General features: G+C 32.3%; 25 protein-coding genes. 11 read left to right on the forward strand and 14 right to left on the reverse strand.

The window, feature by feature from the left end; genetic code table 11:
* Window position 1 precedes the first annotated feature (1 nt).
* The 3 genes from guaB to VRU49_RS10040 form a co-directional block, all read right to left on the reverse strand.
* Window positions 2-1471, reverse strand: a complete 1470-nt coding sequence (gene guaB, locus VRU49_RS10030) for an IMP dehydrogenase (protein ID WP_330146649.1) — start codon at window positions 1469-1471, stop codon at window positions 2-4.
* A gap of 88 nt (window positions 1472-1559) precedes the next feature.
* The gene (locus VRU49_RS10035; RefSeq protein ID WP_330146650.1) at window positions 1560-2834 is read right to left on the reverse strand and encodes a M16 family metallopeptidase; all 1275 of its coding nucleotides are present in this window, start codon (window positions 2832-2834) and stop codon (window positions 1560-1562) included.
* The gene (locus tag VRU49_RS10040; protein WP_330146651.1) at window positions 2824-4065 is read right to left on the reverse strand and encodes a M16 family metallopeptidase; all 1242 of its coding nucleotides are present in this window, start codon (window positions 4063-4065) and stop codon (window positions 2824-2826) included. Before VRU49_RS10040 ends, VRU49_RS10035 begins: the two co-directional genes overlap by 11 nt.
* 309 nt (window positions 4066-4374) lie before the next feature.
* Here VRU49_RS10040 and VRU49_RS10045 point away from each other — a divergent pair, with 309 nt between their 5' ends.
* A complete protein-coding gene (locus tag VRU49_RS10045; RefSeq protein ID WP_330146652.1) occupies window positions 4375-5499 on the forward strand; it encodes a CofH family radical SAM protein in 1125 nt (374 codons plus the stop codon).
* Window positions 5500-5619: 120 nt separating this feature from the next.
* Here VRU49_RS10045 and VRU49_RS10050 read toward each other — a convergent pair whose 3' ends face one another.
* From VRU49_RS10050 to VRU49_RS10060, 3 genes are all read right to left on the reverse strand, one after another.
* Entirely contained in the window at window positions 5620-6498 is an 879-nt protein-coding gene (locus VRU49_RS10050) for a Ppx/GppA phosphatase family protein (protein ID WP_330146653.1), read from the reverse strand.
* Between the two features lies 1 nt (window position 6499).
* On the reverse strand, window positions 6500-8581 hold the full coding sequence (gene ppk1, locus VRU49_RS10055; protein WP_330146654.1) for a polyphosphate kinase 1: 2082 nt from the start codon (window positions 8579-8581) through the stop codon (window positions 6500-6502).
* A gap of 84 nt (window positions 8582-8665) precedes the next feature.
* On the reverse strand, window positions 8666-9319 hold the full coding sequence (locus tag VRU49_RS10060; protein WP_330146655.1) for a hypothetical protein: 654 nt from the start codon (window positions 9317-9319) through the stop codon (window positions 8666-8668).
* Between the two features lie 152 nt (window positions 9320-9471).
* Here VRU49_RS10060 and VRU49_RS10065 point away from each other — a divergent pair, with 152 nt between their 5' ends.
* Window positions 9472-9963 (forward strand): YajQ family cyclic di-GMP-binding protein, encoded by a 492-nt coding sequence (locus VRU49_RS10065; RefSeq protein WP_330146656.1) that lies wholly within the window; start codon window positions 9472-9474, stop codon window positions 9961-9963.
* 61 nt (window positions 9964-10024) lie between these two features.
* Window positions 10025-10483 carry a hypothetical protein gene (locus tag VRU49_RS10070; RefSeq protein ID WP_330146657.1) on the forward strand — a complete coding sequence of 153 codons (459 nt, stop codon included), beginning with the start codon at window positions 10025-10027 and terminating at the stop codon, window positions 10481-10483.
* 56 nt (window positions 10484-10539) lie between these two features.
* Here the strand turns inward: VRU49_RS10070 and VRU49_RS10075 are convergent, their stop codons facing one another.
* Together VRU49_RS10075 and VRU49_RS10080 are read right to left on the reverse strand one after the other, a co-directional pair.
* On the reverse strand, window positions 10540-11595 hold the full coding sequence (locus tag VRU49_RS10075; RefSeq protein ID WP_330146658.1) for a nucleoid-associated protein: 1056 nt from the start codon (window positions 11593-11595) through the stop codon (window positions 10540-10542).
* Window positions 11596-11692: 97 nt separating this feature from the next.
* The gene (locus VRU49_RS10080; RefSeq protein WP_330146659.1) at window positions 11693-11971 is read right to left on the reverse strand and encodes a hypothetical protein; all 279 of its coding nucleotides are present in this window, start codon (window positions 11969-11971) and stop codon (window positions 11693-11695) included.
* 442 nt (window positions 11972-12413) lie between these two features.
* On the opposite strand from VRU49_RS10080, the gene VRU49_RS10085 reads away from it, so the two are divergent.
* Genes VRU49_RS10085 through VRU49_RS10100 form a run of 4 tightly spaced genes read left to right on the forward strand, consistent with a single transcriptional unit; the run spans window position 12414 to window position 14615 of the window.
* Window positions 12414-12848, forward strand: coding sequence for an RrF2 family transcriptional regulator (locus VRU49_RS10085; RefSeq protein WP_330146660.1), 435 nt, complete (start codon window positions 12414-12416; stop codon window positions 12846-12848).
* Window positions 12849-12902: 54 nt separating this feature from the next.
* Window positions 12903-13373, forward strand: coding sequence for a hypothetical protein (locus VRU49_RS10090; RefSeq protein ID WP_330146661.1), 471 nt, complete (start codon window positions 12903-12905; stop codon window positions 13371-13373).
* Window positions 13374-13384: 11 nt separating this feature from the next.
* A complete protein-coding gene (gene ric, locus VRU49_RS10095) occupies window positions 13385-14110 on the forward strand; it encodes an iron-sulfur cluster repair di-iron protein (protein ID WP_330146662.1) in 726 nt (241 codons plus the stop codon).
* Window positions 14111-14126: 16 nt separating this feature from the next.
* Complete coding sequence (locus VRU49_RS10100) at window positions 14127-14615, forward strand: azurin (RefSeq protein ID WP_330146663.1); 489 nt, start codon at window positions 14127-14129, stop codon at window positions 14613-14615.
* A gap of 117 nt (window positions 14616-14732) precedes the next feature.
* Here VRU49_RS10100 and VRU49_RS10105 read toward each other — a convergent pair whose 3' ends face one another.
* Complete coding sequence (locus VRU49_RS10105; protein WP_330146664.1) at window positions 14733-15938, reverse strand: redoxin domain-containing protein; 1206 nt, start codon at window positions 15936-15938, stop codon at window positions 14733-14735.
* A 127-nt stretch (window positions 15939-16065) separates the two neighbouring features.
* Here VRU49_RS10105 and VRU49_RS10110 point away from each other — a divergent pair, with 127 nt between their 5' ends.
* From VRU49_RS10110 to VRU49_RS10120, 3 genes are all read left to right on the forward strand, one after another.
* Window positions 16066-17571: a sensor histidine kinase gene (locus tag VRU49_RS10110; RefSeq protein ID WP_330146665.1), complete on the forward strand. Its 1506-nt coding sequence runs from the start codon at window positions 16066-16068 to the stop codon at window positions 17569-17571.
* Window positions 17559-18251, forward strand: a complete 693-nt coding sequence (locus tag VRU49_RS10115) for a response regulator transcription factor (RefSeq protein ID WP_330146666.1) — start codon at window positions 17559-17561, stop codon at window positions 18249-18251. The genes VRU49_RS10110 and VRU49_RS10115 overlap by 13 nt, the downstream gene beginning before the upstream one ends.
* Before the next feature lie 160 nt (window positions 18252-18411).
* Complete coding sequence (locus VRU49_RS10120; RefSeq protein WP_330146926.1) at window positions 18412-19428, forward strand: calcium:cation antiporter; 1017 nt, start codon at window positions 18412-18414, stop codon at window positions 19426-19428.
* A 157-nt stretch (window positions 19429-19585) separates the two neighbouring features.
* Here VRU49_RS10120 and VRU49_RS10125 read toward each other — a convergent pair whose 3' ends face one another.
* Both VRU49_RS10125 and VRU49_RS10130 read right to left on the reverse strand, forming a co-directional pair.
* Window positions 19586-20899: a nicotinamide mononucleotide adenylyltransferase gene (locus VRU49_RS10125; RefSeq protein WP_330146667.1), complete on the reverse strand. Its 1314-nt coding sequence runs from the start codon at window positions 20897-20899 to the stop codon at window positions 19586-19588.
* A gap of 111 nt (window positions 20900-21010) precedes the next feature.
* A complete protein-coding gene (locus VRU49_RS10130) occupies window positions 21011-21439 on the reverse strand; it encodes an Hsp20/alpha crystallin family protein (protein WP_330146668.1) in 429 nt (142 codons plus the stop codon).
* Window positions 21440-21553: 114 nt separating this feature from the next.
* On the opposite strand from VRU49_RS10130, the gene VRU49_RS10135 reads away from it, so the two are divergent.
* Entirely contained in the window at window positions 21554-22000 is a 447-nt protein-coding gene (locus tag VRU49_RS10135) for an acyl-CoA thioesterase (protein WP_330146669.1), read from the forward strand.
* Window positions 22001-22004: 4 nt separating this feature from the next.
* On the opposite strand, the gene VRU49_RS10140 is transcribed toward VRU49_RS10135, so the two are convergent.
* From VRU49_RS10140 to VRU49_RS10150, 3 genes are read right to left on the reverse strand one after another with little or no spacing between them, the layout of a single operon-like run.
* Entirely contained in the window at window positions 22005-22874 is an 870-nt protein-coding gene (locus VRU49_RS10140) for an aldose 1-epimerase family protein (RefSeq protein WP_330146670.1), read from the reverse strand.
* Window positions 22874-24271 carry an FAD-binding oxidoreductase gene (locus tag VRU49_RS10145; RefSeq protein WP_330146671.1) on the reverse strand — a complete coding sequence of 466 codons (1398 nt, stop codon included), beginning with the start codon at window positions 24269-24271 and terminating at the stop codon, window positions 22874-22876. The genes VRU49_RS10140 and VRU49_RS10145 overlap by 1 nt, the downstream gene beginning before the upstream one ends.
* Complete coding sequence (locus VRU49_RS10150; RefSeq protein WP_330146672.1) at window positions 24271-24633, reverse strand: dihydroneopterin aldolase; 363 nt, start codon at window positions 24631-24633, stop codon at window positions 24271-24273. Before VRU49_RS10150 ends, VRU49_RS10145 begins: the two co-directional genes overlap by 1 nt.
* Window positions 24634-24641: the final 8 nt, after the last annotated feature.

Here is a 24641-nt window from a genome sequence, read left to right on the forward strand (position 1 = left end):
ATTATCTACTATAATTTGGTGCTTCTTTAGTAATAGTAATATCGTGTGGATGACTTTCTCTCATACCAGCAGCGGTTATCTTTACAAATTGAGCTTTTTGTAATTGCTCAATCGTAGCAGATCCACAATAACCCATACTAGCTCTCAAACCTCCAACATATTGATACATTACTTCAGCTAATGTGCCTTTATAAGGTACTCTACCTACAATTCCTTCTGGAACAAGTTTCTTAATATCATCTTCAACATCTTGGAAATAACGATCTTTTGATCCTTTTTCCATGGCTTCAATAGAACCCATCCCTCTATAAGATTTAAACTTCCTTCCCTCATAGATAATGGTTTCACCTGGCGATTCTTCTACACCAGCAAATAAAGAACCAGCCATAACAGAACTAGCACCTGCAGCAATAGCTTTAGAAATATCTCCTGTATGCTTTATACCACCATCTGCAATTACTGGAACGCCAGTACCTTCTAGCGCTAATGCGCATTCATAAACGGCATATAATTGAGGTACACCCACACCAGCGATAATTCTGGTTGTACAAATAGAACCCGGACCAATACCTACTTTTACTGCATCTGCACCTGCTTCTGCCAATGCTTTTGCCGCAGCGCCAGTAGCAATATTACCAGCAATTACTTGTAATTCAGGGTATTTTGCTTTAACTTCTTTTAATTTATCAATTACGCCTTTAGAATGGCCATGCGCAGTATCAATTGCAATTACATCAACTCCCGCTTTCACCAATGCATCTACCCTTTCTAATGTATCGGCAGTTACACCAACCGCAGCACCTACACGCAATCTACCATGCTCATCCTTACAAGCTGCAGGGTAATGCTTAACTTTTTGAATATCCTTAAAGGTGATTAATCCTCTTAATAACCCTTCGCTATTCACAACTGGAAGTTTTTCTATTTTATGGTTCTGAAGTATTTCTTCAGCTTGTACAAGATTTGTACCTTCTGGTGCTGTAATTAAGTTTTCGCTCGTCATGATTTCAACGATAGGTCTTTCCATGTCTTTTTGAAATCTTAAATCGCGGTTTGTAATAATTCCAACCAATTTACCTGAATCATTTACTACTGGAATCCCACCTATTTTAAATTCCTTCATAATCTGAAAAGCATCAGCTACTACAGAAGACTCGTGTAAAGTTACCGGGTCGGTAATCATTCCACTTTCAGAACGTTTAACTTTGCGCACCTCTTCGGCTTGATTTTGAATGCTCATGTTTTTATGTAGCATCCCTAATCCACCATTCTGAGCAATGGCAATAGCCAACTCAGCTTCGGTAACTGTATCCATAGCGGCAGATACCAACGGCACTTTTAAACGAATTTTCTTGGTTAACCAAGTTGAAGTATCAACGTCTCTAGGTAAAATTTCTGAGTAAGAAGGAACGAGTAAAACATCATCAAATGTTAAACCTTCTGCTATAAATTTTGAGGAATTTGGCTGCATGTGCAAATAAATTAATAAGGATTATTTGCGGGGCAAATTTAAAGAAAAAACATTGAAAATTATAATTCTATTCCTAAAAAATAAGATTTTACTTCTTGCCGACAACCACCTCTACAAAATTAGCGGGCTCTAAATATTTCTGAGCTAAAGTTTTTAAGGTCGATGCATCAATCGTTTTAACTACATTTATATAGTGCTCAAAATACGCGTAATCCATACCAGAAAACAATAAATTTTTAAATTTCTGTGTATGAGAAAAAATATTTTCTAAGCTTCCTAACAATGAGCCCAACATAAAGTTCCTTACTAAATCTAGTTCCTTCTCCGTAATTTCCTCGGTTCTTAATCGCTCAATTTCTTTATAAATCTCTTCTAATGCCGATGCACATACATCAACACCTACCTCAGTTGTAATGTAAAACTGTCCGACTTCTTTTAATGGCACTATTGCGGCTCCAATCCCATAAGTATAGCCTTTATCTTCCCTAATATTTGTCATTAATCGAGAACCAAAATAACCCCCTAAAACACAAACTAACACGCATAATCCAGCGTAATCTTCATGTTTTCTATTGATAGAGATATTTCCAATTCTTATGGCAGATTGAAGAGCATCAGGTTTTTCTAAATAAACCTTTCTACCAATAGTTGGTTCAAAACTGTATTTTTTGGCTTCAGGTAGATTGTCGATCACTTTATTTTCGCCAAAAAATCCATTTAAATCTTCAAAATAACTAGGTTTTATATTCCCAGAAAGAATAATACTCATGTTATTTGGAATAAACGACTGATTATAATATTCGATTAAATCTTCACGCGTTAACAAATCATAATGCGATAACTGAATATCTATTCCGTATGGAGTATCTCCAAAAACTTCATGCGCAAAAGTTTTCTTAGCTAAGAAATCATTTTTTTGCATGTTTACTTTAAATTTTTGTTGTTGATTTCTTTTATAAATCACCAATTCTTCTTCTGGAAAAATACTTTCTTGAACAACTTCTTTAACAATAGGTAGAACCTGATTCCAATATTTTTCTAAAACATAAAGTGTTACAATTATACGGTCGGATGTATATTCTGCATCAAAAAATGCACCATATTGATCAATAATTTCTACCAGTTCTTTCGCCGAACGTTTAGTGGTTCCATTTTTAAGAAGCGCACTAACAGCCATTCCTTTCAATGGTTTATTTACATCAAAATATTTGTTCTCCACTAAAATTTCTAAACGGAGCATTTCCTGCTCACCACCCTTCATAAAATAAACAGGTATATTGTTATTAAGGTGTTTTAATTCTGGCTTTAAAAAATTAATATGGTTTATTGGATTGGCCTTAGGGGCTACAGTTCTATTTATCATTCGCTAAATAATATAAAATAGAGCATTTTTCGCGACCAAACTTTTGCTCTACTAATTTTAAAATTTCTGCCGTAGTTACAGCATTATATTTATCTCTCTCTAAATTAATTCCTTCGGCATCACCTAGTAATTCATGATAAGCTAAATCCATGGCTTTATCTAATAAACTTAATCTATTAAATGCTTCGATTGCAGCGCCTTTGTTTTTAACTTTAACCAATTCTGACTCAGAAATACCATCTTTTTTTAGTAAATCTAATTCATTCCAGATAGCTTGTTCAGCTTCTTCTACTGATACTCCAGTAGATAATCTACCTTCAATTAAAAACATTCCTGGATCAATACTTGAAGTTATATAAGCGTTTATATCGCTAAACAAAGGATTATCTTTTACTAAGTGCTGATGCAACCTAGAAGATTGACCCATCGATAAAATATCTGATAATAAATCGTACGCATAAAAATCCTTATCTAACCTACCTGGCATTTTAAAAGCCATGTAAATTGAATTTTGAGGAACATCTGCCTTTACAGTTAAAGATCTAAATTTTGTTTGTTCAGGTTCAACTGGTAAACTTCTAACGATTTTTTCTCCAGCATTAATCGGACCGAACCATTTCTTAGACAATTCTTCAACTTGCGCTCTATTTACATCGCCTCCTACAACTAAAATTGCATTTGCTGGATGATAATGTTTCTTGAAAAAAGCTTTTACATCTTCTATTGTCGCTTCTTCAATATGTTTTAACTCTTTACCTATGGTGGCCCATTTATAAGGATGCCTTGTATAAACTAATGGTCGTAATTTTAACCACACATCGCCATAAGGCTGATTTAAATAGCGTTGTTTAAACTCCTCAGATACTACGTTTCGCTGAACATCTAAACTTTTTTCGGAAAAGGCAAGATCCAACATACGATCGCTCTCCAACCAAAAAGCAGTTTCTAAATTTTCAGCTGGAAGTGTTATATAATAATTAGTTATATCGTTACTTGTAAATGCATTATTCTCACCACCCACACGCTGCAAGGGTTCATCGTAACTTGGAATATTAATAGAGCCGCCAAACATTAAATGCTCAAATAAATGCGCAAAACCAGTTCTATGTTCATCCTCATCACGAGCACCTACATCGTACAATACATTTAACACCGCCATTGGTGTAGTATGATCTTCATGGATTAGAACTCGAAGTCCGTTATCCAAGGTAAAACGTTCAAATTTTATCATAATTTATATGTGCAAATATAAGGAAAGTAGTTGGGAAGTTGGAAAGTCCGAGAAGTCGGGAAAGTCGGGAAAGTTGGATAGTCCGAGAAGTTGGGAAAGTTGGGAAGTTAGAATGGAATAGCAAGAAGACTTACCAAATAAGCAAAAAAGGACACATAATCATCTTTCAAACTTCACGGACTTTAGATCTACTCGACTTTCCCGTCTTTCGGTCTTTCGGTCTTTACTGTCTTACTGTCTTTCGGTCTTCACTGTCTTACTGTCTTTCGGACTTTACCTACTTTCGGACTTTACTTACTATATTTGTACATGAATGTTTCGGATTTACTAAAAAGAGCACTTCAATTTGAATTCTTAACAAAAGAAGAAGGTGTTTTTTTATATCATAACGCAAGTACTGCAGAATTAGCTTATGTAGCCAATGAACTTAGAATTATTCAAGTTCCGTCTGGAAAAGTAACTTGGCAGATTGATAGAAATGTAAATACAACAAATGTTTGTATCGCCAACTGTAAGTTTTGTAATTTTTTTAGACGCCCAGGCCACGAAGAAAGTTATATTACAGATATAGAAACTTACAAACAAAAAATTGAAGAAACATTTAGATTGGGTGGCGATCAACTTCTACTTCAAGGCGGGCATCATCCCGATTTAGGATTAGAGTTTTATGCAGACCTTTTTAAAAAATTAAAAGAACTTTATCCCGATTTAAAACTTCATGCTTTAGGTCCCCCAGAAATTGCACACATAGCAAAATTAGGAGGTTATTCGCATACTCATGTACTTCAGGTTTTAAAAGATGCTGGTATGGACTCCCTTCCAGGTGCTGGTGCAGAAATCTTAAACGACCGTGTAAGACGTTTAATTAGTAAAGGAAAATGCGGTGGAAAAGAATGGTTAGATGTAATGCGAGCTGCGCATCAGCTAAACATTACTACTTCTGCTACCATGATGTTTGGACACGTTGAAACTATTGAAGAAAGATTTGAACATTTAGTTTGGATTAGAGAAGTTCAATCGGAGAAACCTTCAGATGCTAATGGATTCCTAGCATTTATTCCATGGCCATTCCAAGACGATGGCACTTTATTAAATAGATTAAGAGGAATAAAAAACAATGTTACGGGTGATGAATATATCCGAATGTTGGCTTTAAGTAGAATTATGTTACCTAATATCAAAAATATTCAGGCTTCTTGGTTAACCGTAGGAAAACATGTTGCTCAAATTTGTTTACATGCTGGCGCCAACGATTTTGGATCAATTATGATTGAAGAAAATGTTGTTTCTGCTGCTGGAGCACCTCATAGATTTACTGCTGGTGGTATACAAGAAGCGATACTAGAAGCTGGGTTTACACCACAATTACGCGGCCAACAATATAATTATAGAGAATTACCTGCTGGTTTAAAAGATCAGGTTATTGACTATTAAGTATTTAATCATGTAGTTAGTAGTTAGTAAATAGTATTTAGTCTATAGTCTAAATACTGTCTATTGTCTATTGTCTAATGTCTACTGTCTACCGTCTACTGTCTACTGTCTTCTCCTCTTCTACAAATTCTCTTCCATCAGCATTCTTATAATACCGTCTGCTAGGCCAACCTTTGGAACATAAATATGTTTAATTCCAGCCCATTTAGCAATGGTAATATAAATTTCACTTGCAGGAATAATTACATCTGCCCTATCCGCTTTTAGGTCAAATTTTTTCATCCTTTCTTTTAAACTATAACTATTTAGTTCGCTATACATTTTTTGGAGTTTAGTAACAGATAATGCAACATCTTCCTTTTCTCCACTCATTCTAAACAACTTATTAATATTGCCCCCAGTTCCTATCCCATAAAGATTCTTCAATTTTGAGGTATGTTCTTTAATCCATTCCCGCATTTCAGTCCAAGTTTCTGGTCTATCCTGATTATCGAGCATTCTAATACCACCAATATTAAAAGATTTCGATTGGATTAATTTTCTTCCGATGAATATTGAAAGCTCTGTACTACCACCACCCACATCAATATATAAGTAGTTCTTATCTGGATCTAACTTTTCCTCTATATGATTAGCATAAATTATATTGGCTTCACGTTGTCCTTCTATAATTTCTATATCTAGCGCTGCTGTTTCTTTAATCTTATTAATTACCTCTTTTCCATTTTTTGCTTCACGCATAGCCGATGTAGCACAGGCTAAATAAATAGATACATTAAAAACCTCCATCAACTTTTTAAAAGCAATCATGGTATTTATTAAATCCTCTATTTTTTTAGGCGATAAATTTTGATTTATAAATGCATCATCACCTAACCTAAGCGGAACACGCAACAATAAATTCTTAGTATACTTGTAGCCCTTTTCGTTCTTAATTATATCTGCTATTAATAATCTAACAGCATTAGAACCTATATCTATTGCCCCGTATCTTAACATACTATTGATGCTTATTTTTCAAATAATTATAAGTCTCAAATTGAGACCTAATTTTAATTTTAGATGAATTTTTATTGTACTTATTCTTGTTTTGAGAATCTATTATTCTGGCTTTTACATTATCATTGAGCTGTAAATTGAGAATATGCTTAATTTCTTCTTTTAATTCAATATTAAGCACAGGAAATCCTACTTCAACACGCTTATCCAGATTTCTATTCATTAAATCCCCAGAAGATAAATACAACTCTTCGTTTCCATTGTTTCTAAACAAGAAAACCCTTGCATGTTCTAAAAATTTATCTATTATACTAACTACAGTAATATTTTCGCTAAAACCTGGAATACCTGGAACAAGGCAACATATGCCACGAACAATAAGTTGAATTTTTACTCCAGCATTGCTTGCTTTATATAAATGATGAATCATTTCTTCATCTGCCAAGCTATTAACTTTTATAATAATACTAGCTGGTTTTCCTGCTTTCGCAAAATTAGTTTCTCGTTTAATTAATTTATTAATTCTATTTCTTGAATCTAATGGAGAAACAATTAATGTTTTAAAATCACCTATAACTTTACCTTTATTTAAAGCTGCAAAAAGCCTTTTTAAATCTGATGTAATTAAATGATTAGACGTAAAAATACTATGGTCGCAATATAACCCGGCAGATTCTTCATTATAATTTCCGGTAGATAAATTGGCATAGTATTTTAATTTACCTTTCTCTAACCTTGATATTAAACAAATCTTAGAGTGTACTTTATAATTACTTAATCCATAAATTACATTGACACCAGCTTCAATTAAATTTGAAGTCCAGAATAAATTAGCCTGTTCATCAAATCTAGCCTTTAATTCTACCAAGCAGTTTACTTTTTTACCATTTTTAGCTGCATTAATTAATGCATTAATAACTCTACTATTCTCTGCTAATCTATATAAAGTAATATTTATTGATTTTACGCTTGGATCTATCGCTGCTTCCCTTAAAAACAAGAGAATATATTCGAATGATTGATAGGGAAGATTAATTAAAAAATCGCGATCTGCTATATTAGATATCAAGCTTTTCTTTTCGTTTATTCCCTTTATAGCAAGCGGTACAAATTTTGGATATTTTAAATGTTCGCCACCAATATCTGGGAACTTATAAAAATCCGAAAACTTATGATACTTATTCCCTTTAATTAAGTTTTCTCGATCTATTTTATATCCCTTCGAAATTTTCTTCACAATTTCAACAGGCATATCGCCATCATAAATTAAACGCATTGGATGACCTTTTTTGCGTTTATCTAAGCTCTTTTTTAATTCTTCAATAAATTTCTCATCAACTTCTTTTTCCAAATCTAACTCAGCATCTCTGGTGATTTGAATGGAATAAGCATTGGCCGATATATATTTGAAAATGTAAAATATATCGTCTAAACAGTACTTTATAATATCATCTAATAAGATAACAAAATTTAAATCGTTGGTTTTTGGTAATATTAAAAATCTAGGTAAATGAGTGGGCAATTCTATCCAAGCATAATCGCTTTTTTTGGTGTTTTCTTTTACAAGTTCTACTAAAAAGTATAAAGTTCTATCTTTTAATTCAGGAAAATAATGCTCGTCTCTTACCATAATTGGTACGAGTTGCGAAAGAATATTTTCTCTAAAATATTGCCTAACAAATCCTCCACGCTCAACGTTTAATTGCTTATCATTTAGGATAAAAATTTTCTCCTTACTCAACTGATTAACAATTTTTTGAGAAAAAAGATATTCGAATTTGCGCTCTTGTTTTACAACTATGGTTTTTATTTGAGCTAATAATTTCTTCGGACTATAACCTAATACTACTTTAGACTGATCATTTAAATTAGCAAGTCTTACCAATGTAGCTACCCTTACCCTATAAAATTCTTCGAGATTACTAGAATAAATAGCTAAAAACTTAATACGCTCTAACAAAGGAACAGTTTCATCTTCAGCTTCTTGCAATACTCGCTCATTAAAATACAACCAGCTTATTTCGCGGTTTAAAAACGGGTATATTTTGGTAGACATAATTTCTCTTTGCATAAGAAAATCCATACTGCATATGGACTTTCAAATCTCAAAATTATTGAGTTAAGTTTACATTAAATAATTGTTAAATCAATCTGATTTTTCTAGCAATTAAACATTAGTTGATGTATTGGATTTTGGCGTTTTATTTTGAATGTCAGTCTTTTTTGCAATTGTAGTTTTCTTAACCACTTTTGCCGTGCTGTTTTTTGGCGCTGATGAAATATTAGTTTCGCTTGGTGTAGAAACTTTAACAACTGGAATATTAGCTTTTTTAGTGGCATTAGCTCCCGAAGATCTTGTTGTTGCTTTTGTTAAAGTACTTTTAGCAACTGTTTTATTTGAAGGTGCTTTCTTTGCAACTGGTTCTTTAGTAGATTTCAATTTCCCAACTTCAGAAACATTTTTATTTATAGATTTCTTAACCTTTGCAATAACTTTTGGGGCTTCAACTTTTACACTACCCACTACTGGAGTACCTTTGACTTTTTTATCTTTTATTTTAGATTTAACTGGATTTTTAGAATCGGTTGATACCTTATCTATTTTTTCGGAAATAGCAGATTTTGCTTTTTTAAATTGCTTACCTAATTTTTTTGCAATTGCCTTACTTGCTTTTGCAATATCTGAAGCTAAAAATTCGGCATTATGACCTAAATCATTAACTACAGCTAAAAAACGTTCCGTTAAAGTTGATTCAATAATTTTCTTTGTTGAATCCTTTTCTTTCTTGGTTTTTGTATTCTTAATTTTGCTTGATTTCATGTCAAATTATATTTTAATAAATCTTAATCAATAAATTATTCTAATAATCATAAAAGGCTAAAAACCACTAAAATGTTTGCTTCTTGATAAGTAAACTTTAAAACCTAATAAATATCTATTAAATTTAACTAAAATATTTAAGATTATATAATATGCCAAGTTTTGATATAGTTAGTAAGGTAGATCCGCAAACACTTGATAATGCAATAAATAACGCAAAAAAAGAAATTTTAAACAGATACGATTTTAACGGCTCTGCTAGCACGATTGAGTTAGATAAAAAGTCAAATGTTATCACAATCGTAACAGAAGATGATATGCGTTTAAAAGCGATTATTGATTCTATTATTTCGAGGATGATGAAGCAAAATATTGATGCAAACAGTTTGGATTTTGGAAAAGATCAAGTTGCATCCGGAAATATGATTCGCAAAGAAGTAAAAGTTAAAGAAGGGATTGATAAAGAAGCCGCAAAGAAGATTGTTGCTAAAATAAAAGACAGTAAAATTAAAGTTCAAGCTTCAATTATGGACGACCAAGTAAGGGTTCAATCTAAGAATATAGATGATTTACAAAAAACTATTTCGCTATGTAAAGGAACTGATTTCGGTCAACCTTTACAATTTATAAATATGCGTAACTAATGAATTTCCGAAAACTTTAAAAGCATTTTTACATCTCCCTATCTATTTAGTAATACCATAAATGAAACAAACTTCAATTATTAAGAAAGAAGAATCCTTAAACGATATTAAAGTAAAACAGGCTTACGAAAGTTACGAAAAGTTGATAGTCGCCATTGAAGAAAAGAATATTCCTGAAAATATTAAAACTATAATTGATAAAGAAATTATTGAATTAAATGAGTTTGTAGGCACTAATAATGAACTTTTTATTAAAATAAAAAAATCACAAATTACCATTTTATCTATTTTACATTCCGAACTAAAAATAGTAGCAAAAAATCACCATAGAAATTATTGGCTAGTAATGGGTTTTACCATTTTGGGTATTCCTCTAGGCACTGCAATCAGTTTATTATTAGACAACTATGGCTATATTGGAGTAGGTTTAGCTGGAGGAATTCCTATTGGTATATTATTAGGAAAAGCGTTAGATAAAAAAGCAGCAATGGAAGGCCGACAATTAAATTTTGACAGATAAAAAGCAAGTTAATTTTTAAACTAAAAAGGTTTAAGCAATTGCTTAAACCTTTTTTATTATTCCTCTTCTTTAAAATATACTTTGTAATAATTCATGTGTTTATCATCATCATAACCTTTTTCTATCAAATCTTTATTCCCATGAATATAAATATGAAAATTACGATCTAATTTTAACACACTTTTATAATTTCTACTTTGTTTTTTTACTGCGGGTGCAGATATATCAAATTTTTCAGCAATTTCAACTTCAAACTCTTCTTCAAAATTCTGCTTATAGCTTTTAAAAGATTCAAATCCTGCCACACTACCTATTACTTCTTGTCCAAATTCTTCCAAATCAAACTGTTCTTTTTCTTTGAAATAATTTAAAGATTTATTTAACAAATCTATTTTCTCAGCCTTAGTAATATCATAATCTTCATCCAATTTCTGAGTTACAAAATTCTTATATACTCCTAAAATCTGTGAAGTATGACTGTAATTGTCATTCCTTGCTTTCAACATTAAAAAATCGTCCTTCCAGTACACTGCCTCTCCGCTTCTAGACGTCTGATCAACGACTGCAACTTTATATCCAGCTTCTTTTTCAGTTTTAAAAATTAAACAACCCTTATCTAGTTTATGCAAGTTAATAGCTTCCTGCTCGTAAGAAATTGAAAAATTGCCTTCTTCGGGCGCTACTTTTATATACGTTTCTTTGTTTTCAGATTTAAATATCCCAACGGCTTCTAATAGTTCACCTTCAATTTGCAAATCCGTAAATTTAGCGATATAAACCTCACCAGATTTAATTTTTGCATGATTACATTGATTATATAGATGTTTTGCTAATTGTTCAGTTTGTTCATGAAAACTACTAGGTTGTTCGAAAATTTGGGTAACAAAATGATATACTTCATTTAATTTCAAATCCTGATTAGGATGAAATAACCTGTAAATTTCATTTACCTTTTCGAACGGACTCAAAAAATAAGTTAATAGGATTTTATTAAGCTCCTGATCTTCTATCGTGTAAGGCGCATCTGATAAAGAATAATACTCATCAGCTAGTTTATTACCTACTTTATGGATAGAAACGGTTTCTAAGTTGGCTTGGAAATATGAAATCATGCGCAAATATAAGGGATATATGCAAGAGCATGGCGACAAATAAAAAATCGGAAAATATAGTTTTCAGCTTTCAAGAGGGCCGCTCTATTTCCAAAATCTAGGATATTCCCTCATCACTTCTTGCAATCAATACCCATTTATCTCCTTGTTTTTCAAAAAGGTATAACATAGCTCCACTTGCTGTAACTTCACCTATATATTCATAATAAACGGCTGCTTTTGTAAAATCATTAGAAAAAATGATAGGGCTCATAATTTCTGAAGCTTTATATCTCACGCTCCGATATTTTTTAGCATGAAAAGATTTAGTCTTTATAATATTCTGTTCAGGAGAAGATATTATTTTAGGGTCCAACAAAAAAGACCATTCCTCCATTTTCAGATATTTATGAACGGGGTCTTTAACCCGGTTTTGGGGAAGATCCCGATTTTTAATGGATTTTAAACCATCATAAATCAAATCTTTATTTATATAAATTTTCCTAGGCGGTCGCATATTCTTAATATATCTTTCTTGAAAAAAAAACTCTATACACAGATGTTTGAATATCATCAACTCCTTTATCCTTTTTGTGTATGCCACACTTCGACAATAACAGAATTGAAAGGAAAAGTATTGTATAGATTTTAACAACCCTTTGTACCTGTCCCAAATTGATTCTTAAATTCTCTGTTTCCATTGGTGCTAACTCCTGCCTATCATATTAATTCCGCAAAGCCAACCTAAACATACACAAGAATTATTTAAAAATTTATTTAAGATAAATTTGTCCGAATTAAAAATATAGCTTAACTTTATATCGTAATAAAAAGCAAGAATGTTCTCAAAAGCCTGCGAATATGGAATTAAAGCAATGATCTACATTGCTACCCAATCTCTTAACCATACAAGGGTTAAAATTGGCGATGTTGCCAAAAATTCAGGTTCTCCTGAAGCATTCACAGCAAAAATACTGGGATTACTAACCAAGCACAACATCGTTAATTCTTTAAAAGGTCCGTATGGCGGATTTGAAATAGATTTATTAAGAATGAAACAAATTAAAATCAGCGAAATTGTATTTGCAATAGATGGCGATTCTATTTATAACGGTTGTGCATTGGGTTTAAGTGAATGTAATAATGACAAGCCCTGTCCTATGCACGACAGATTTTTAAAAGTAAGAACCGAACTTAAACATATGCTTGAAACTACTACAATTTATGAGCTGGCAACCGAATTAAAGTCGGGTAACTCCGTATTAATGAAATAATTTTTTATCCTTATTTAAGACAAAAATATCCGAATTAAAAATTGAACAAACAATATGAAAGAAAATATCAGCACCGTAAAAATGCCTGTAGCGGTAATTTGCATTTTTGTGTGGATTGGATTTTTAGGCGCCATTAGTTTCATGGAAGCGTGGATGAAATTCCAGGCACCTGGCATTACCCTTCCCTTAGGGTTAGGAATTGGTAGAATGGTATTTAACGCCTTAAATAAAGTAGAATGGGTAATGTGTATCGCTATTCTGATAAATTTAATTTTTATCGGTAAAGACTTTTTAAAGTTCAAAAATATCACCTTTCTGATACCGCTGGTATTGCTAATTACACAAACACTATGGTTATTGCCCGCCCTGGATGCACGAGCACAATTAATTATTGATGGCGAAAGCGTAGCCCCCTCTAACCTACATGTGTACTTCGTACTAATAGAGGGCATTAAAACCATTTGCCTATTTATTTTTGGAGTTTCACTTTTTAAACGCGCAAAATCTATACAGGATATCACTTAAATTATAATAAAATGAGCATTACAAAAGAAACCATTATCGGACAACTAGTAGCTAACGATTATAGAACCGCTTCTGTTTTTAAACAAAAAGGGATAGACTTTTGCTGCAATGGCAACCGCACAATCGAGGATGCATGCAAAAAAAAAGGCATTGCTGCTAATTCACTTATAAACGAATTAACAGAGATTTCTACCCTAAAAAAAGATGGAGAAATTGATTATAAAACTTGGCCCCTCGATTTGCTGGCAGACTATATAGAGAAAAAACACCATAGATACGTGGAGTCTAAAATCGTAGAAATTATTCCCTTTTTAGACAAGGTAATGCGTGTTCATGGCGGTCGCCATCCAGAATTACTGGAAATTGGTAAACTTTTCAAAGAATCGGCGTCAGAACTTACCGGGCATATGAAAAAAGAAGAGCAAGTTTTATTTCCTTATGTCAGAAAAATGATAGAGTTTAATGAAGTAAATGCGCCATTTGGAACTGTACAAAATCCAATTCGAATGATGATGCATGAGCATGAAAATGAAGGCGATCGTTTTCGTAAAATTGCCGAGTTAAGCAATAATTACACCCCGCCTGCCGATGCTTGCAACACCTATAAAGTGACTTTTCACTTACTCAAAGAATTTGAAGAAGACCTACATTTACACATCCACCTAGAGAACAACATTCTGTTTCCAAAAAGCATCGCTATGGAACAAAAACAAACAACTGCAAATTCTATTAATTAACTATAATACACTTAAAATGAAAAAATCAATCTTATTATTAGCTGTAACAGCAATGTTTTTAGGTGCCTGTGGCAACAACTCGAATAAGGATACTACTTCAACAAATACAAAAACGGTTGCTACTGGCAATGAAGCGGTTGTTACTTTAAGCAGTGGCGACGATATGAAATTTGATCAATCTGAAATTAAAGTAAAAGCTGGTCAGACAGTAAAGCTAACTTTAAAACATACCGGAAATATGGATGCAACAATTATGGGCCATAATTTCGTTTTACTTGCTTCGGGAGTAGACTTTGATGGGTTTGTTACAGCGGCCATGGGCGCAAAGGCTACAGATTACATTCCTGCTTCTATGCAAAGCGATGTTTTGGCGCATACCAAAGTTGTTGGAGGTGGCGAAACTGTAACCATAGAATTTACAGCACCTGCGGCTGGCACGTACGATTTCTTATGTTCTTTTCCAGGACATTCTGGTTTAATGAAAGGTAAATTTATTGTTGAATAATTTATTGTTAATCAACAATATAAATGAAAAATAATTTAAAATTTGTTTTGTTTTTCAAATAATTTTCTTTATATTTATATATGGCTCGGCATGATTTATCATACCGAGCTTTTTTATTTATTTTTCAGAATCATAAAGCACTAGCATTTTCATTTTTCTTTCCGTTTTTTCTATCCGTAAACCAAGCGCTTCGATAGACTTAATAACATTATCGCGGGTTCGCATTTCCATCGTTGTTTTAATATCGTACTGGTCTTTTAAATTAGTTTCATCTACTACAGGTAAATCTAGTTCGTTACTCAGGTAATCGTTCGCAAAATCTTCTATACGAACCCCACTACCTTCATAACCATTCCCACTAAAACCATAAGTTGAAGGTTTAGAAGAAGGTGCAAGATTAAAATTCTCATTCGTTAACACATAAACGGGAATTATTTTATACTCTATACGCGCCTTTACAGGCAGTGAAGCGTTTAACGTCTTCTGAAAAATAGTATATAAACTATCTTTCTCTTCAGCATTCACCAAAATGTCTACACAATAAAGGCTTTGCTTATTCTGGTAATCATTAATTTTTTTTTCATCTGTTTCGTACATTACCTGCTTTTGTGAAACAATATTGTACGCAGATTTAAATATGGTTGTTAATCCGGTATTCACATAACTCAACCTTCTACCCGCATACGCACTTGTACCTCTGTACACCCTACCCATGCTCTGTTGTCCCTTCATATACCCACGAATGGTAAAGCTGTTGGTTAGGGTTGTATCAACTGCAAAAATATCGTCCGATGTGTTTACAGGTTTTTCATTTAACAATGCATCCGAATAAACCTTTCCGCCGGCCAAAAGTGTATCGATAAGGGATTGGGTAACTGAATGTGTTTTTACCAAGGCCACGATCTTGCGCTCCGCATTTAAGATCGCACTATGACTTACGGACGAGAGATTAAATAAATTATAAAACAGATAATTGGTATCTGTAGCCAACCACACGGTTGTAGGTTTATTCTTTAAATACGTTTTTAACTTCTGAGGGCTGTCATCCGAAATGCCAATAATCTGGACTTTGTCTGTATTTTTCTTTTGTAGTTTAGCCAATTCATCCATCTCTGGAATACATGGGCTGCACCAGGTACCCCAGAAATTTAATACATAGAGTTTTTTATCGCGGTTATTTACAAGATCGATGCTTTGAACAGGTGCGTTCATAATATTATATACCGGGATAGATGGGAACGGATCACCTACTTTAAGTGTAATACCTTGGGCAAAGGTAATACAAGGCAAAACTAGATAGACAAGAAAGAATGTTTTTTTCATATGATATGTTATTTATGCGTACAAATTTGGTACAACCTACCCTGAAACTGGGTTAACAAAAAGTTATTTCATGTTATATTATGTTAACAGAAAAGTTGAGAGCTAATTAATACTTATTTTTGAGTGAATGAAGAAATCGTTAATACTTCCTGGGCTCTCTATGTTTGCTATTTTAACTTTATTAGGATTGCAAGTGTATTGGATATCTAGTTTTTATAAAACCACTCAGCAGATTTTTGAGCGTGAAGTTAATATGGTCTATGAAGATGCTTTAAAAAAAGAATTTCAAATTCGAAATGACATTATAGCAAACAGGTTAACAAAAAAATTACTAGATACCAATTATATAGAAATAAGTAGTAGTATTAGGGAACAGGACAGTGTGGTTGTCTACAAAATAAGAAGTGTTAAAGATTTAAATGACGCCTTTTCTTCTAGTTTTTCCTTAAACCACTTTAACAAATCTTTAGATGCAAATAGATTACAAAGAGATAATGAGACGGAACTTAGCATAAAAAAGCAAGTTGTTAACCGTTATGTTGAAATGGTTAAATCTGAAGACTTAGAAAATCATATCATTTTTTTTCGTTCGCAATACTTAGGAAATTTCCTGGACACGCTTAAAAAGGAAGAATATTTCGATACGTTGAAATTAAGACCGGTTCTAGATCAATACTTAACAAAAAAAAATATTCATATTCCTTATAAATTTTATTCTGCAAAAACAGATAGTACAGTATACAGCTCTAATTTTCCTGAAGAACTAAAGAAAGAGTTTCCTGTAATTACACGTTCTCTGCCAACATATAGCGAACAAGCCTATGTTAGGGTTCTTTTTAAAAATCCTGCATCTTATATATTCAATGAAATGAAGATTTTAATTATCTGTTCTTTTATTTTAGTGATCGTTTTAACAACTTGTTTATATCAACTCATTAAAAATTTAAACAGAGAAAAAAGACTTTCTTCTATTAAAAATGACTTTGTTAGCAATATAACACACGAATTTAAAACCCCCTTAGCCACTGCAGTTGTTGCAATAGAATCATTAAAAAATGATGTCTTTTTTGAAGATAATGAAAAAAGAATGAGATACCTCAATCATGCGGGTCAGGAATTGCAGAGAATAAACACCTTAACTGATAAAATCTTAAAATTGTCTCTTTATGAAAACGAATTGCAACACTTTAAAAAATCGAATTTAAATGTAGATTTATTAATACGTGAACAGTTAGAATCTTTAAAAACAATATATAATGATCTAGGTGTTAACTATATAAACATGAATTCTTCTATCAGTATTTATGCAGACCCAATTCAAATGGAACATGCTATCAGTAATATTCTTGAAAATTCTATTAAATACGGAGGTTTAGATGTTAAAATTGAAATTGAAATTAATGCAGAAAACGATTACTTAGTAATGACCTTTTCAGATAATGGTCCCGGCATTCCTGCCCATGATCTGGCTTTCATATTTGATAAATTTTACCGGGCAAATTCCAATTCCAATATTAAAGGTTATGGATTGGGCTTAAATTACGTTAAGCAAATTATGCACAATCATAAAGGGTGGTATAAAGTAGCTAGTAACGAAAAAGGAACTACAATTATTTTAGGATGGCCGATTTAATAAAAGCTAAAATATTATTTGTTGAAGACGAGTTATCGCTTGCCGAAATCGTTAAAGAAACTTTAGAGTTGAAAGGATTCGAAGTAATACATGCTACAAATTGTGTCTCGGCACAAATCTTGCAAAAGAAAAATCCTGCAAACATATTTGTTTTAGATGTGATGTTACCAGATGGTGATGGATTCTCCTTATTAAAAAAATTAAGACAACATTATCAGACCCCAGCGATTTTTTTAACATCCAAATCCCTGCCCTCTGATGTTGTCTCGGGATTTGAAAGTGGAGCTAATGATTATTTAAAAAAACCATTCAGCATCGAAGAATTAATTGTTAGGATTAAATTTTTAATCGGACAAATTCAGACAACCAATAATGAAATAACCAAATATTCGAGAGTTATTGGAGATTATCTATTTCATTACCCAGTAGGAATACTAGAATATAAAGGCAACAATCGAAAACTAACCAACAGAGAATCAGAATTATTGCACAAGTTAACAACACATTCTGGCAATCTTCTAAAAAGAGAAGATTTATTAATGGAATATTGGGGAAATGACGACTACTTTTCAGGAAGAAGCTTAGATGTTTTTGTTACTAAACTAAGAAAATACCTAAAAGATGACCCTTCAATAGCCATCCTCAATTTTAGAGGTCAAGGTTATAAAATGATCTTATAATGTCACTTTTTAATAATTTAACAGGGCTATTCGAACATTATTTTGTTATTTTGTTAATATGGCATATAATAATTTTCTTAGTAAGAGATATAAAATATCTTTACCCTTATGGTCGGTATTCCTTCCGATACTATCTTTAGTTGTTTTACTATTGACCAACGTGGTAGAACCTTCTGCAATATTCTCAATTGCGATGGGCGCAACCTTAATCGCAGTGGTTTTGGCTGCAGTACACCATGCAGAGGTTGTTGCTCACAAAGTTGGTGAACCATTTGGAACTTTAATTCTTGCTTTAGCCATTACAGTTATCGAAGTTTCGCTAATTGTCTCTATAATGCTATCAGATAAAACAGGTGGTTCCGCAATGCTCGCAAGAGATACAGTATTTGCTGCCATTATGATTTTACTAACCGGTATTATTGGAATTTGTTTATTGGTGGGAGGATATAGATTTAAAGAACAATTATTTGTAAAACAAGGTGTTAGCGCATCTTTAATTGCCCTTACAGCCATTACCATTTTAACTCTTGTTTTACCTAATTATACAACTACAGAAAGCGGTCCATCTTATGCAAACAATCAATTAATTTTTATTGCAATTATGTCGCTGGTTTTATATTTAGGTTTTGTAGGGGTTCAGGCAGGTCGACATAGAGATTACTTCCTTCCCGAAGATAAATCGAGTGCAGAATCTGAAGACGAACACGCGGTACCTCCAAATACACTTACTACTATACTAAGTTTAGTTTTTTTAATAATTGCATTAACCTCAGTAGTTTTATTATCTAAAAAGCTTTCTCCAGATATAGAATCTTTTGTTTTTGAATTAGGCGCGCCAAAATCATTAGTAGGTATTATAATTGCAACTGTTATTTTATTACCTGAAGGATTAGCCGCACTTAGAGCTGCACGAAACAACCGATTACAAACCAGTTTAAATTTAGCCCTTGGCTCTGCATTAGCAAGTATTGGATTAACTATTCCTGCAGTAGCTATTGTAACACAATTAACGGATATGGAAGTAATTCTTGGGATTGATGCAAAATCTACTTTATTATTAGTCACATCTCTATTTACAATTTCTATAGCATTTAGCGCTGGAAGGACTAATATTTTACAAGGAATTGTGTTATTAGTGCTATTTGCAACTTATTTATTTACTACTGTTATTCCTTAGTAAATTTCAATATTTCTTAGAATAGAAATCGAGTATTTAAAGCATAAAAAAAAGAAGATAATTATCTTCTTTTTTTTATGCAATTCATTATTTCTAAAATGGAAATAACGAACAATATTTCTGAAAAAAGGTGTGTTTTTAATAAGTTAAAAACTAATTAAACTGTCTTTACATCCTCTTCTTTATAGTCTTGAATATCTGTAATGTAACCATTCACAATTAGGAAGTCAAATAATGGTTTTGCATCTTCAGTTACAGGCATATTTTTAGTGGTAATAACTTCCCCAGTCTTTTTATCTAAAAACGGATAAGCAAATAATTTAACATTCTTACTAAAAGTATCACTCACATAACTTAATAACTGATTACTATAATTATCTCCAAAATTATTGGAGTTAAAAACAAACTTTAAGTTGTTGATATTAGTAGAAATCCCTACACTCTTTGGTTTACTACGCTCTAAATATTTGGCTAATTTATTATGTCTGGCAAAATTACTCACAATTACCAAGTTACCAGTTTTGCATAAATCTCCGGCTCTTTGAGCTACGGCTTCTAAATCTACATTTTCTAAGTCGTCGTCGTCTGCAGTTAAAACATTAGACAATAAAACTTCAATAAGTACACTTAAATTTCCAGATTCAACTTTCTCTTTTCTTACGAACTCTTCAACTGCCTTATTTAACATACTAAAATTAGGATTTGATTTTTGACCATACTTGGTTCTCAAAATCATAATATCCTTTTTATAAAGTAAGTCTTTCGCTTGACAAGAATTGCCATTTTCATCGAAAATAGCAGCAGAAGAAAAGTCTTTTACAATAAGATATAGATTTAATAAAATATTATTACAATTCTTAAATGCTGGGCCAGAAACATTTACCAAATCTATTTCAACAGAGCCTACAGTTAAATTATCTGCCAATGACTCAATCATAGTTTTAGGATCTTGATAATGGTAAAAAGCAGCATAAACAAGGTTTACACCAATAATACCTAAAACATTATTCTGAATATGAGCATCTGTATCTAATAATCTTACATGAAAATGTATTTCACTTGGTTCTGAATCAGGTTCCGTTTGAAACTTAATACCAATCCAACCATGCGGATCATTACTTTTATTATAATTTAAAGTAGTTACCGTATTTGCAAAGGCAAAAAATGTTCTGTCTTGATATTTCTCTCCTACTAAACGCTCATTTAACAGCGAATACTCATGAGCTAACATTTTTTGAAGGCGAGATTGACTTACATATCTACCACTTTCTTCAGCCCCGTAAATAGCATCACTAAAAGTCATATCGTAAGCCGACATCGTTTTAGCTACAGTACCACTAGCGGCACCTGCAGTAAAAAAATTCCTAGCGACTTCCTGACCGGCTCCTATCTCGGCAAATGTGCCATAAATCTTAGAATTAAGATTAATTTTTAAAGCTTTTCTCTTAGTGTCTAATATTTCTCTTTGCATATTCAAAAATACCAAATTACTATGATATTGCATAAAAAAAGGGCGTTTCAAATATAAAACACCCTTTATTTGTGTAACAATTACACTAAACCAAACTTAACTAAACCAACTTTATAAAACCTTTATCTCTCTACTCATTAATTTTTCATCAACTTTTGCAATGGTAATGGTTAATATTCCATTTATATATTCAGCCTTGATAGACTCTAAATCTGCATTTTCAGGTAAGTTAAATGAACGAGCAAAAGAATTATAATCAAATTCTTGTCTAGAATAATCAATTGCAGTTCCTTCTTCTTTCTTCACTTCTGCCCATAAAGACAAAGTAGATTTCTTAACATTGATTTGAAAATCATCCTTATTTAATCCTGGTGCCGCTACTTCAATTTTGTAAGCTTCCTGATTTTCGTAGATATTAACCAATGGCATTTTACTAATACTATTAACTTTATTTATTGCATCACTGAACAATGAATCAAAAACATTGTTGAAGTATGGTGCACTATTGCGAGTTCTGTTATTGAATTTTACGAGTGTCATAATTTTAATTTTTATAGATTTATTGTTTACAAAGCTTATTCAACTGTTATACCAATGAGAATTTTTAACTTTTTTAAGTCATTTTGGCGTGAAAATAACAATCAACCAGTCAAAATGACCGAAATAAACCCCATTCAACCTTTTAAATACAAAACAAAAATTGATTTAAGATTCAATGATTTCGATTTATTAGGTCATGTTAACAACGCCACCTACCTAACCTATTTTGAAATCGGGAGAACAAAATATTGGCAACAAGCCATAAACTGGAATTGGAAAAAAACCGGAATAATTATCGGAAGTGCCTCTATTGAATATAAACAGCCTATTTTTCCAGAAGACACAATTTATATCTATATCAGAACTTCTAGAATCGGTATAAAAAGTTTTGATTTAGAATATTTAATCGTGAAAGAAATAAATAACAAAGAATCCATTTGCAGTACAGGTAAAACTTCTTGTATTGCATTTGATTACACTAGCAAAAAATCTGTATCCATTCCAGAAATTGAAAGAAGCAAAATGATTGACTTTGAGCAGTTAGATTTAAAAATCGCTTAAATCATTAAATTAAGCTTACACTCCATGATCTTTCGAAAGTTTCTGTAGGTGAAAGGGAATTTATACCTTCCTTTTCACTTAATTCTTGATTATGGTTAACCGAATCAGCAATTCCACACCAAGGTTCTAAACAAACAAAATTAGCGTTTTCTGCAGCCCAAATTCCGAAATAAGGAAAATCTTTAAATTCGAATTTCAACCCTGTCTGGCCCCCATCATTACTTAAAATAATTAAGTCACTTTTTAATGATTTAAACACCAATGCATCATCATAAAACAAATCGTAAGAAAGTGATAGTTGGTTATTTTTTAAGACCATTTCCTTATAGTCTTCACCAATTAATCCATCATAAATTTTATAGCAATTAATTTTATTATCCTTATTAAAATGCAAAGCATACTCGTTATATGAAGCTTCTGTACCGTTTCCAACTACAAATGCAGGATGAGCACCAATTGAAAACAACATCTCATCGTGGCCGATATTTACAACTTCATAATTGCAATATAAAACTGCATCGTTTAATTCATATTCCACATATAAACTAAAATCAAAAGGATAGAAATTTTTAGTTTTTTCAGAAGAATTCAATCGGAATTTTAACCTTGTCGAATTATTTTCTACAAGCTCAAACTCCATCTCCCTAGCAAAGCCATGTCTGTTTAATTGATATACCTTATCTTTAAACTTATATTCGTTTTGTTTTAGCGATCCTACAATTGGAAATAATAAAGGACTGGTTTTATTCCAATAAATAGGATCTCCAGACCACATTCTTTCTTTTAAATCCGGTTTAAATTTTAAACTTTTTAATTCAGCACCTAGTCCGCTAACTTCTACTTGTAGAAAATCATTTTCTAAAGCGTACATCATTAGAATATTTTTCCTGGGTTTAATATCCCATTTGGATCGAAAATAGATTTTATACCTTTCATCAATTGAATATGAATTGGAGAGTATTTAATCGACATATAATCTTTCTGCACATAACCAATACCATGTTCACCAGAAATAGTACCGCCAAGTGCAACCGTTAATTCAAATATTTCTACAATTCCAAACTTTAACTTTTCATTCCAATCTTCATCACTCATTCCTCCCTTAATAATATTGATGTGTAAATTTCCATCACCAGCATGTCCATAACACACGCTTTCAAATCCATATTTAATACCAATTTGTTTAATTCCATTAATTAATTTAGGCAATGCTGCCCTTGGAACTACTGTATCTTCTTCTTTATAAATTGAATTAGATTTAACAGATTCTGCCATCGTTCTACGCATTCGCCAAATATCTTCCTTTTGTTGGGCTGTATCCGCAAACAACACTTCGGTACAACCATTTTGCTCTAACACAGAATTTATGACCTCACAATTTTTAAAAATCTCGTCTAAATCATTGCCATCAATCTCAATCATTAAAAATGCTTCAATTTCCGGTTTTAAATCGAACTTAATATCATCAAATTCTATTACCCATTCTACCCCTCTACGTTCCATAAATTCTAAAGCCGAAGGTGTTACACCCGCTCTAAAAATTGCAGACACAGCAGCGCAAGCCGCCTCATTCGATAAAAATGAACCTAGCATCAAAACGTTTTGTTGAGGCTTTGGAATTAATTTGGTTACAATTTTGGTCACTATTCCTAATGTCCCTTCCGAACCAATTAAGAGTTGAGTTAAATTATATCCTGAAGCATATTTTAAGGTATTTGCTCCAGTCCATATTATATCGCCATTAGGCAATACAACTTCTAAATTTAAAATATACTCTCTTATTGTTCCATATTTAACCACTCTTGGTCCACCAGAACCATGCGCCACATTCCCACCTATGAAACAAGAACCTTTACTACTTGGATCAACCGGATAGAACAATCCCTTTTCTTCTACAGCATTCATAAAAACCTCAGTAATTACACCTGGCTCTACAGTAGCTTGTAAATTTTCGGTATCAATAGAAAGAATATTATTGAACTTCTCCATTGAAAGTAATAATCCGCCATAAATAGGAAGCGCCGCACCACTTAAACCGGTACCTCCTCCCCTTGGAGTTACTGGTATATGATGCTCATTACAATATTTTAATAATAAAGAAATTTGATCTGTATTTGTTGGTTTCACAACAATTTCGGGTAAAAACAATAAATCTTCTGTTTCGTCCTTACCATACTTTTCTAATTCTTCTTGATTTACAGTGTATGAAGCTGAATCAACAATTTTAGATATTTCCTCAATATGTGCTGAGGTTAATTTAGCGAATAACATTATTTAGTATATTTTAAACTTACTACCGAAGATCCAACTTCTCCAATCATAGGTGGATTATGTTTAATTATGGTTACCTCAGCCGAATTTATAAATGGGTAATCGTTTCTAATTTCCTCCAAAATTTCTTCAACTACTGTTTCTAATAGTTTTTTGGGCGTCTCCATAGCCCTATTGATGATGGCATTTAAATCTTCATAATTTAAAGTCTTAGAAAGCATTTCTTCTGTTTTAACTTTAAAAAATTCTACTTCCACATGCACTGTAAACCAACAACCTATAATTTGTTCTTCGGGATACCAACCATGGAAAGCATAAAATCTTACATCCTTAAGTGATATTTTCTGGATAAATTCTTCCATCTTTAGTA

Source organism: Pedobacter flavus (assembly GCF_036324285.1).
Taxonomy (GTDB): Bacteria; Bacteroidota; Bacteroidia; order Sphingobacteriales; family Sphingobacteriaceae; genus Pedobacter; species Pedobacter flavus.

What these genes read in the sequence shown, in the direction of transcription:
- guaB (WP_330146649.1), bottom strand. Translation starts at nt 1,471, where the DNA reads ATGCAGCCAAATTCCTCAAAATTTATAGCAGAAGGTTTAACATTTGAT.
- VRU49_RS10035 (WP_330146650.1), bottom strand. Translation starts at nt 2,834, where the DNA reads ATGATAAATAGAACTGTAGCCCCTAAGGCCAATCCAATAAACCATATT.
- VRU49_RS10040 (WP_330146651.1), bottom strand. Translation starts at nt 4,065, where the DNA reads ATGATAAAATTTGAACGTTTTACCTTGGATAACGGACTTCGAGTTCTA.
- VRU49_RS10045 (WP_330146652.1), top strand. Translation starts at nt 4,375, where the DNA reads ATGAATGTTTCGGATTTACTAAAAAGAGCACTTCAATTTGAATTCTTA.
- VRU49_RS10050 (WP_330146653.1), bottom strand. Translation starts at nt 6,498, where the DNA reads ATGTTAAGATACGGGGCAATAGATATAGGTTCTAATGCTGTTAGATTA.
- ppk1 (WP_330146654.1), bottom strand. Translation starts at nt 8,581, where the DNA reads ATGGATTTTCTTATGCAAAGAGAAATTATGTCTACCAAAATATACCCG.
- VRU49_RS10060 (WP_330146655.1), bottom strand. Translation starts at nt 9,319, where the DNA reads ATGAAATCAAGCAAAATTAAGAATACAAAAACCAAGAAAGAAAAGGAT.
- VRU49_RS10065 (WP_330146656.1), top strand. Translation starts at nt 9,472, where the DNA reads ATGCCAAGTTTTGATATAGTTAGTAAGGTAGATCCGCAAACACTTGAT.
- VRU49_RS10070 (WP_330146657.1), top strand. Translation starts at nt 10,025, where the DNA reads ATGAAACAAACTTCAATTATTAAGAAAGAAGAATCCTTAAACGATATT.
- VRU49_RS10075 (WP_330146658.1), bottom strand. Translation starts at nt 11,595, where the DNA reads ATGATTTCATATTTCCAAGCCAACTTAGAAACCGTTTCTATCCATAAA.
- VRU49_RS10080 (WP_330146659.1), bottom strand. Translation starts at nt 11,971, where the DNA reads ATGGAGGAATGGTCTTTTTTGTTGGACCCTAAAATAATATCTTCTCCT.
- VRU49_RS10085 (WP_330146660.1), top strand. Translation starts at nt 12,414, where the DNA reads ATGTTCTCAAAAGCCTGCGAATATGGAATTAAAGCAATGATCTACATT.
- VRU49_RS10090 (WP_330146661.1), top strand. Translation starts at nt 12,903, where the DNA reads ATGAAAGAAAATATCAGCACCGTAAAAATGCCTGTAGCGGTAATTTGC.
- ric (WP_330146662.1), top strand. Translation starts at nt 13,385, where the DNA reads ATGAGCATTACAAAAGAAACCATTATCGGACAACTAGTAGCTAACGAT.
- VRU49_RS10100 (WP_330146663.1), top strand. Translation starts at nt 14,127, where the DNA reads ATGAAAAAATCAATCTTATTATTAGCTGTAACAGCAATGTTTTTAGGT.
- VRU49_RS10105 (WP_330146664.1), bottom strand. Translation starts at nt 15,938, where the DNA reads ATGAAAAAAACATTCTTTCTTGTCTATCTAGTTTTGCCTTGTATTACC.
- VRU49_RS10110 (WP_330146665.1), top strand. Translation starts at nt 16,066, where the DNA reads ATGAAGAAATCGTTAATACTTCCTGGGCTCTCTATGTTTGCTATTTTA.
- VRU49_RS10115 (WP_330146666.1), top strand. Translation starts at nt 17,559, where the DNA reads ATGGCCGATTTAATAAAAGCTAAAATATTATTTGTTGAAGACGAGTTA.
- VRU49_RS10125 (WP_330146667.1), bottom strand. Translation starts at nt 20,899, where the DNA reads ATGCAAAGAGAAATATTAGACACTAAGAGAAAAGCTTTAAAAATTAAT.
- VRU49_RS10130 (WP_330146668.1), bottom strand. Translation starts at nt 21,439, where the DNA reads ATGACACTCGTAAAATTCAATAACAGAACTCGCAATAGTGCACCATAC.
- VRU49_RS10135 (WP_330146669.1), top strand. Translation starts at nt 21,554, where the DNA reads ATGACCGAAATAAACCCCATTCAACCTTTTAAATACAAAACAAAAATT.
- VRU49_RS10140 (WP_330146670.1), bottom strand. Translation starts at nt 22,874, where the DNA reads ATGATGTACGCTTTAGAAAATGATTTTCTACAAGTAGAAGTTAGCGGA.
- VRU49_RS10145 (WP_330146671.1), bottom strand. Translation starts at nt 24,271, where the DNA reads ATGTTATTCGCTAAATTAACCTCAGCACATATTGAGGAAATATCTAAA.
- VRU49_RS10150 (WP_330146672.1), bottom strand. Translation starts at nt 24,633, where the DNA reads ATGGAAGAATTTATCCAGAAAATATCACTTAAGGATGTAAGATTTTAT.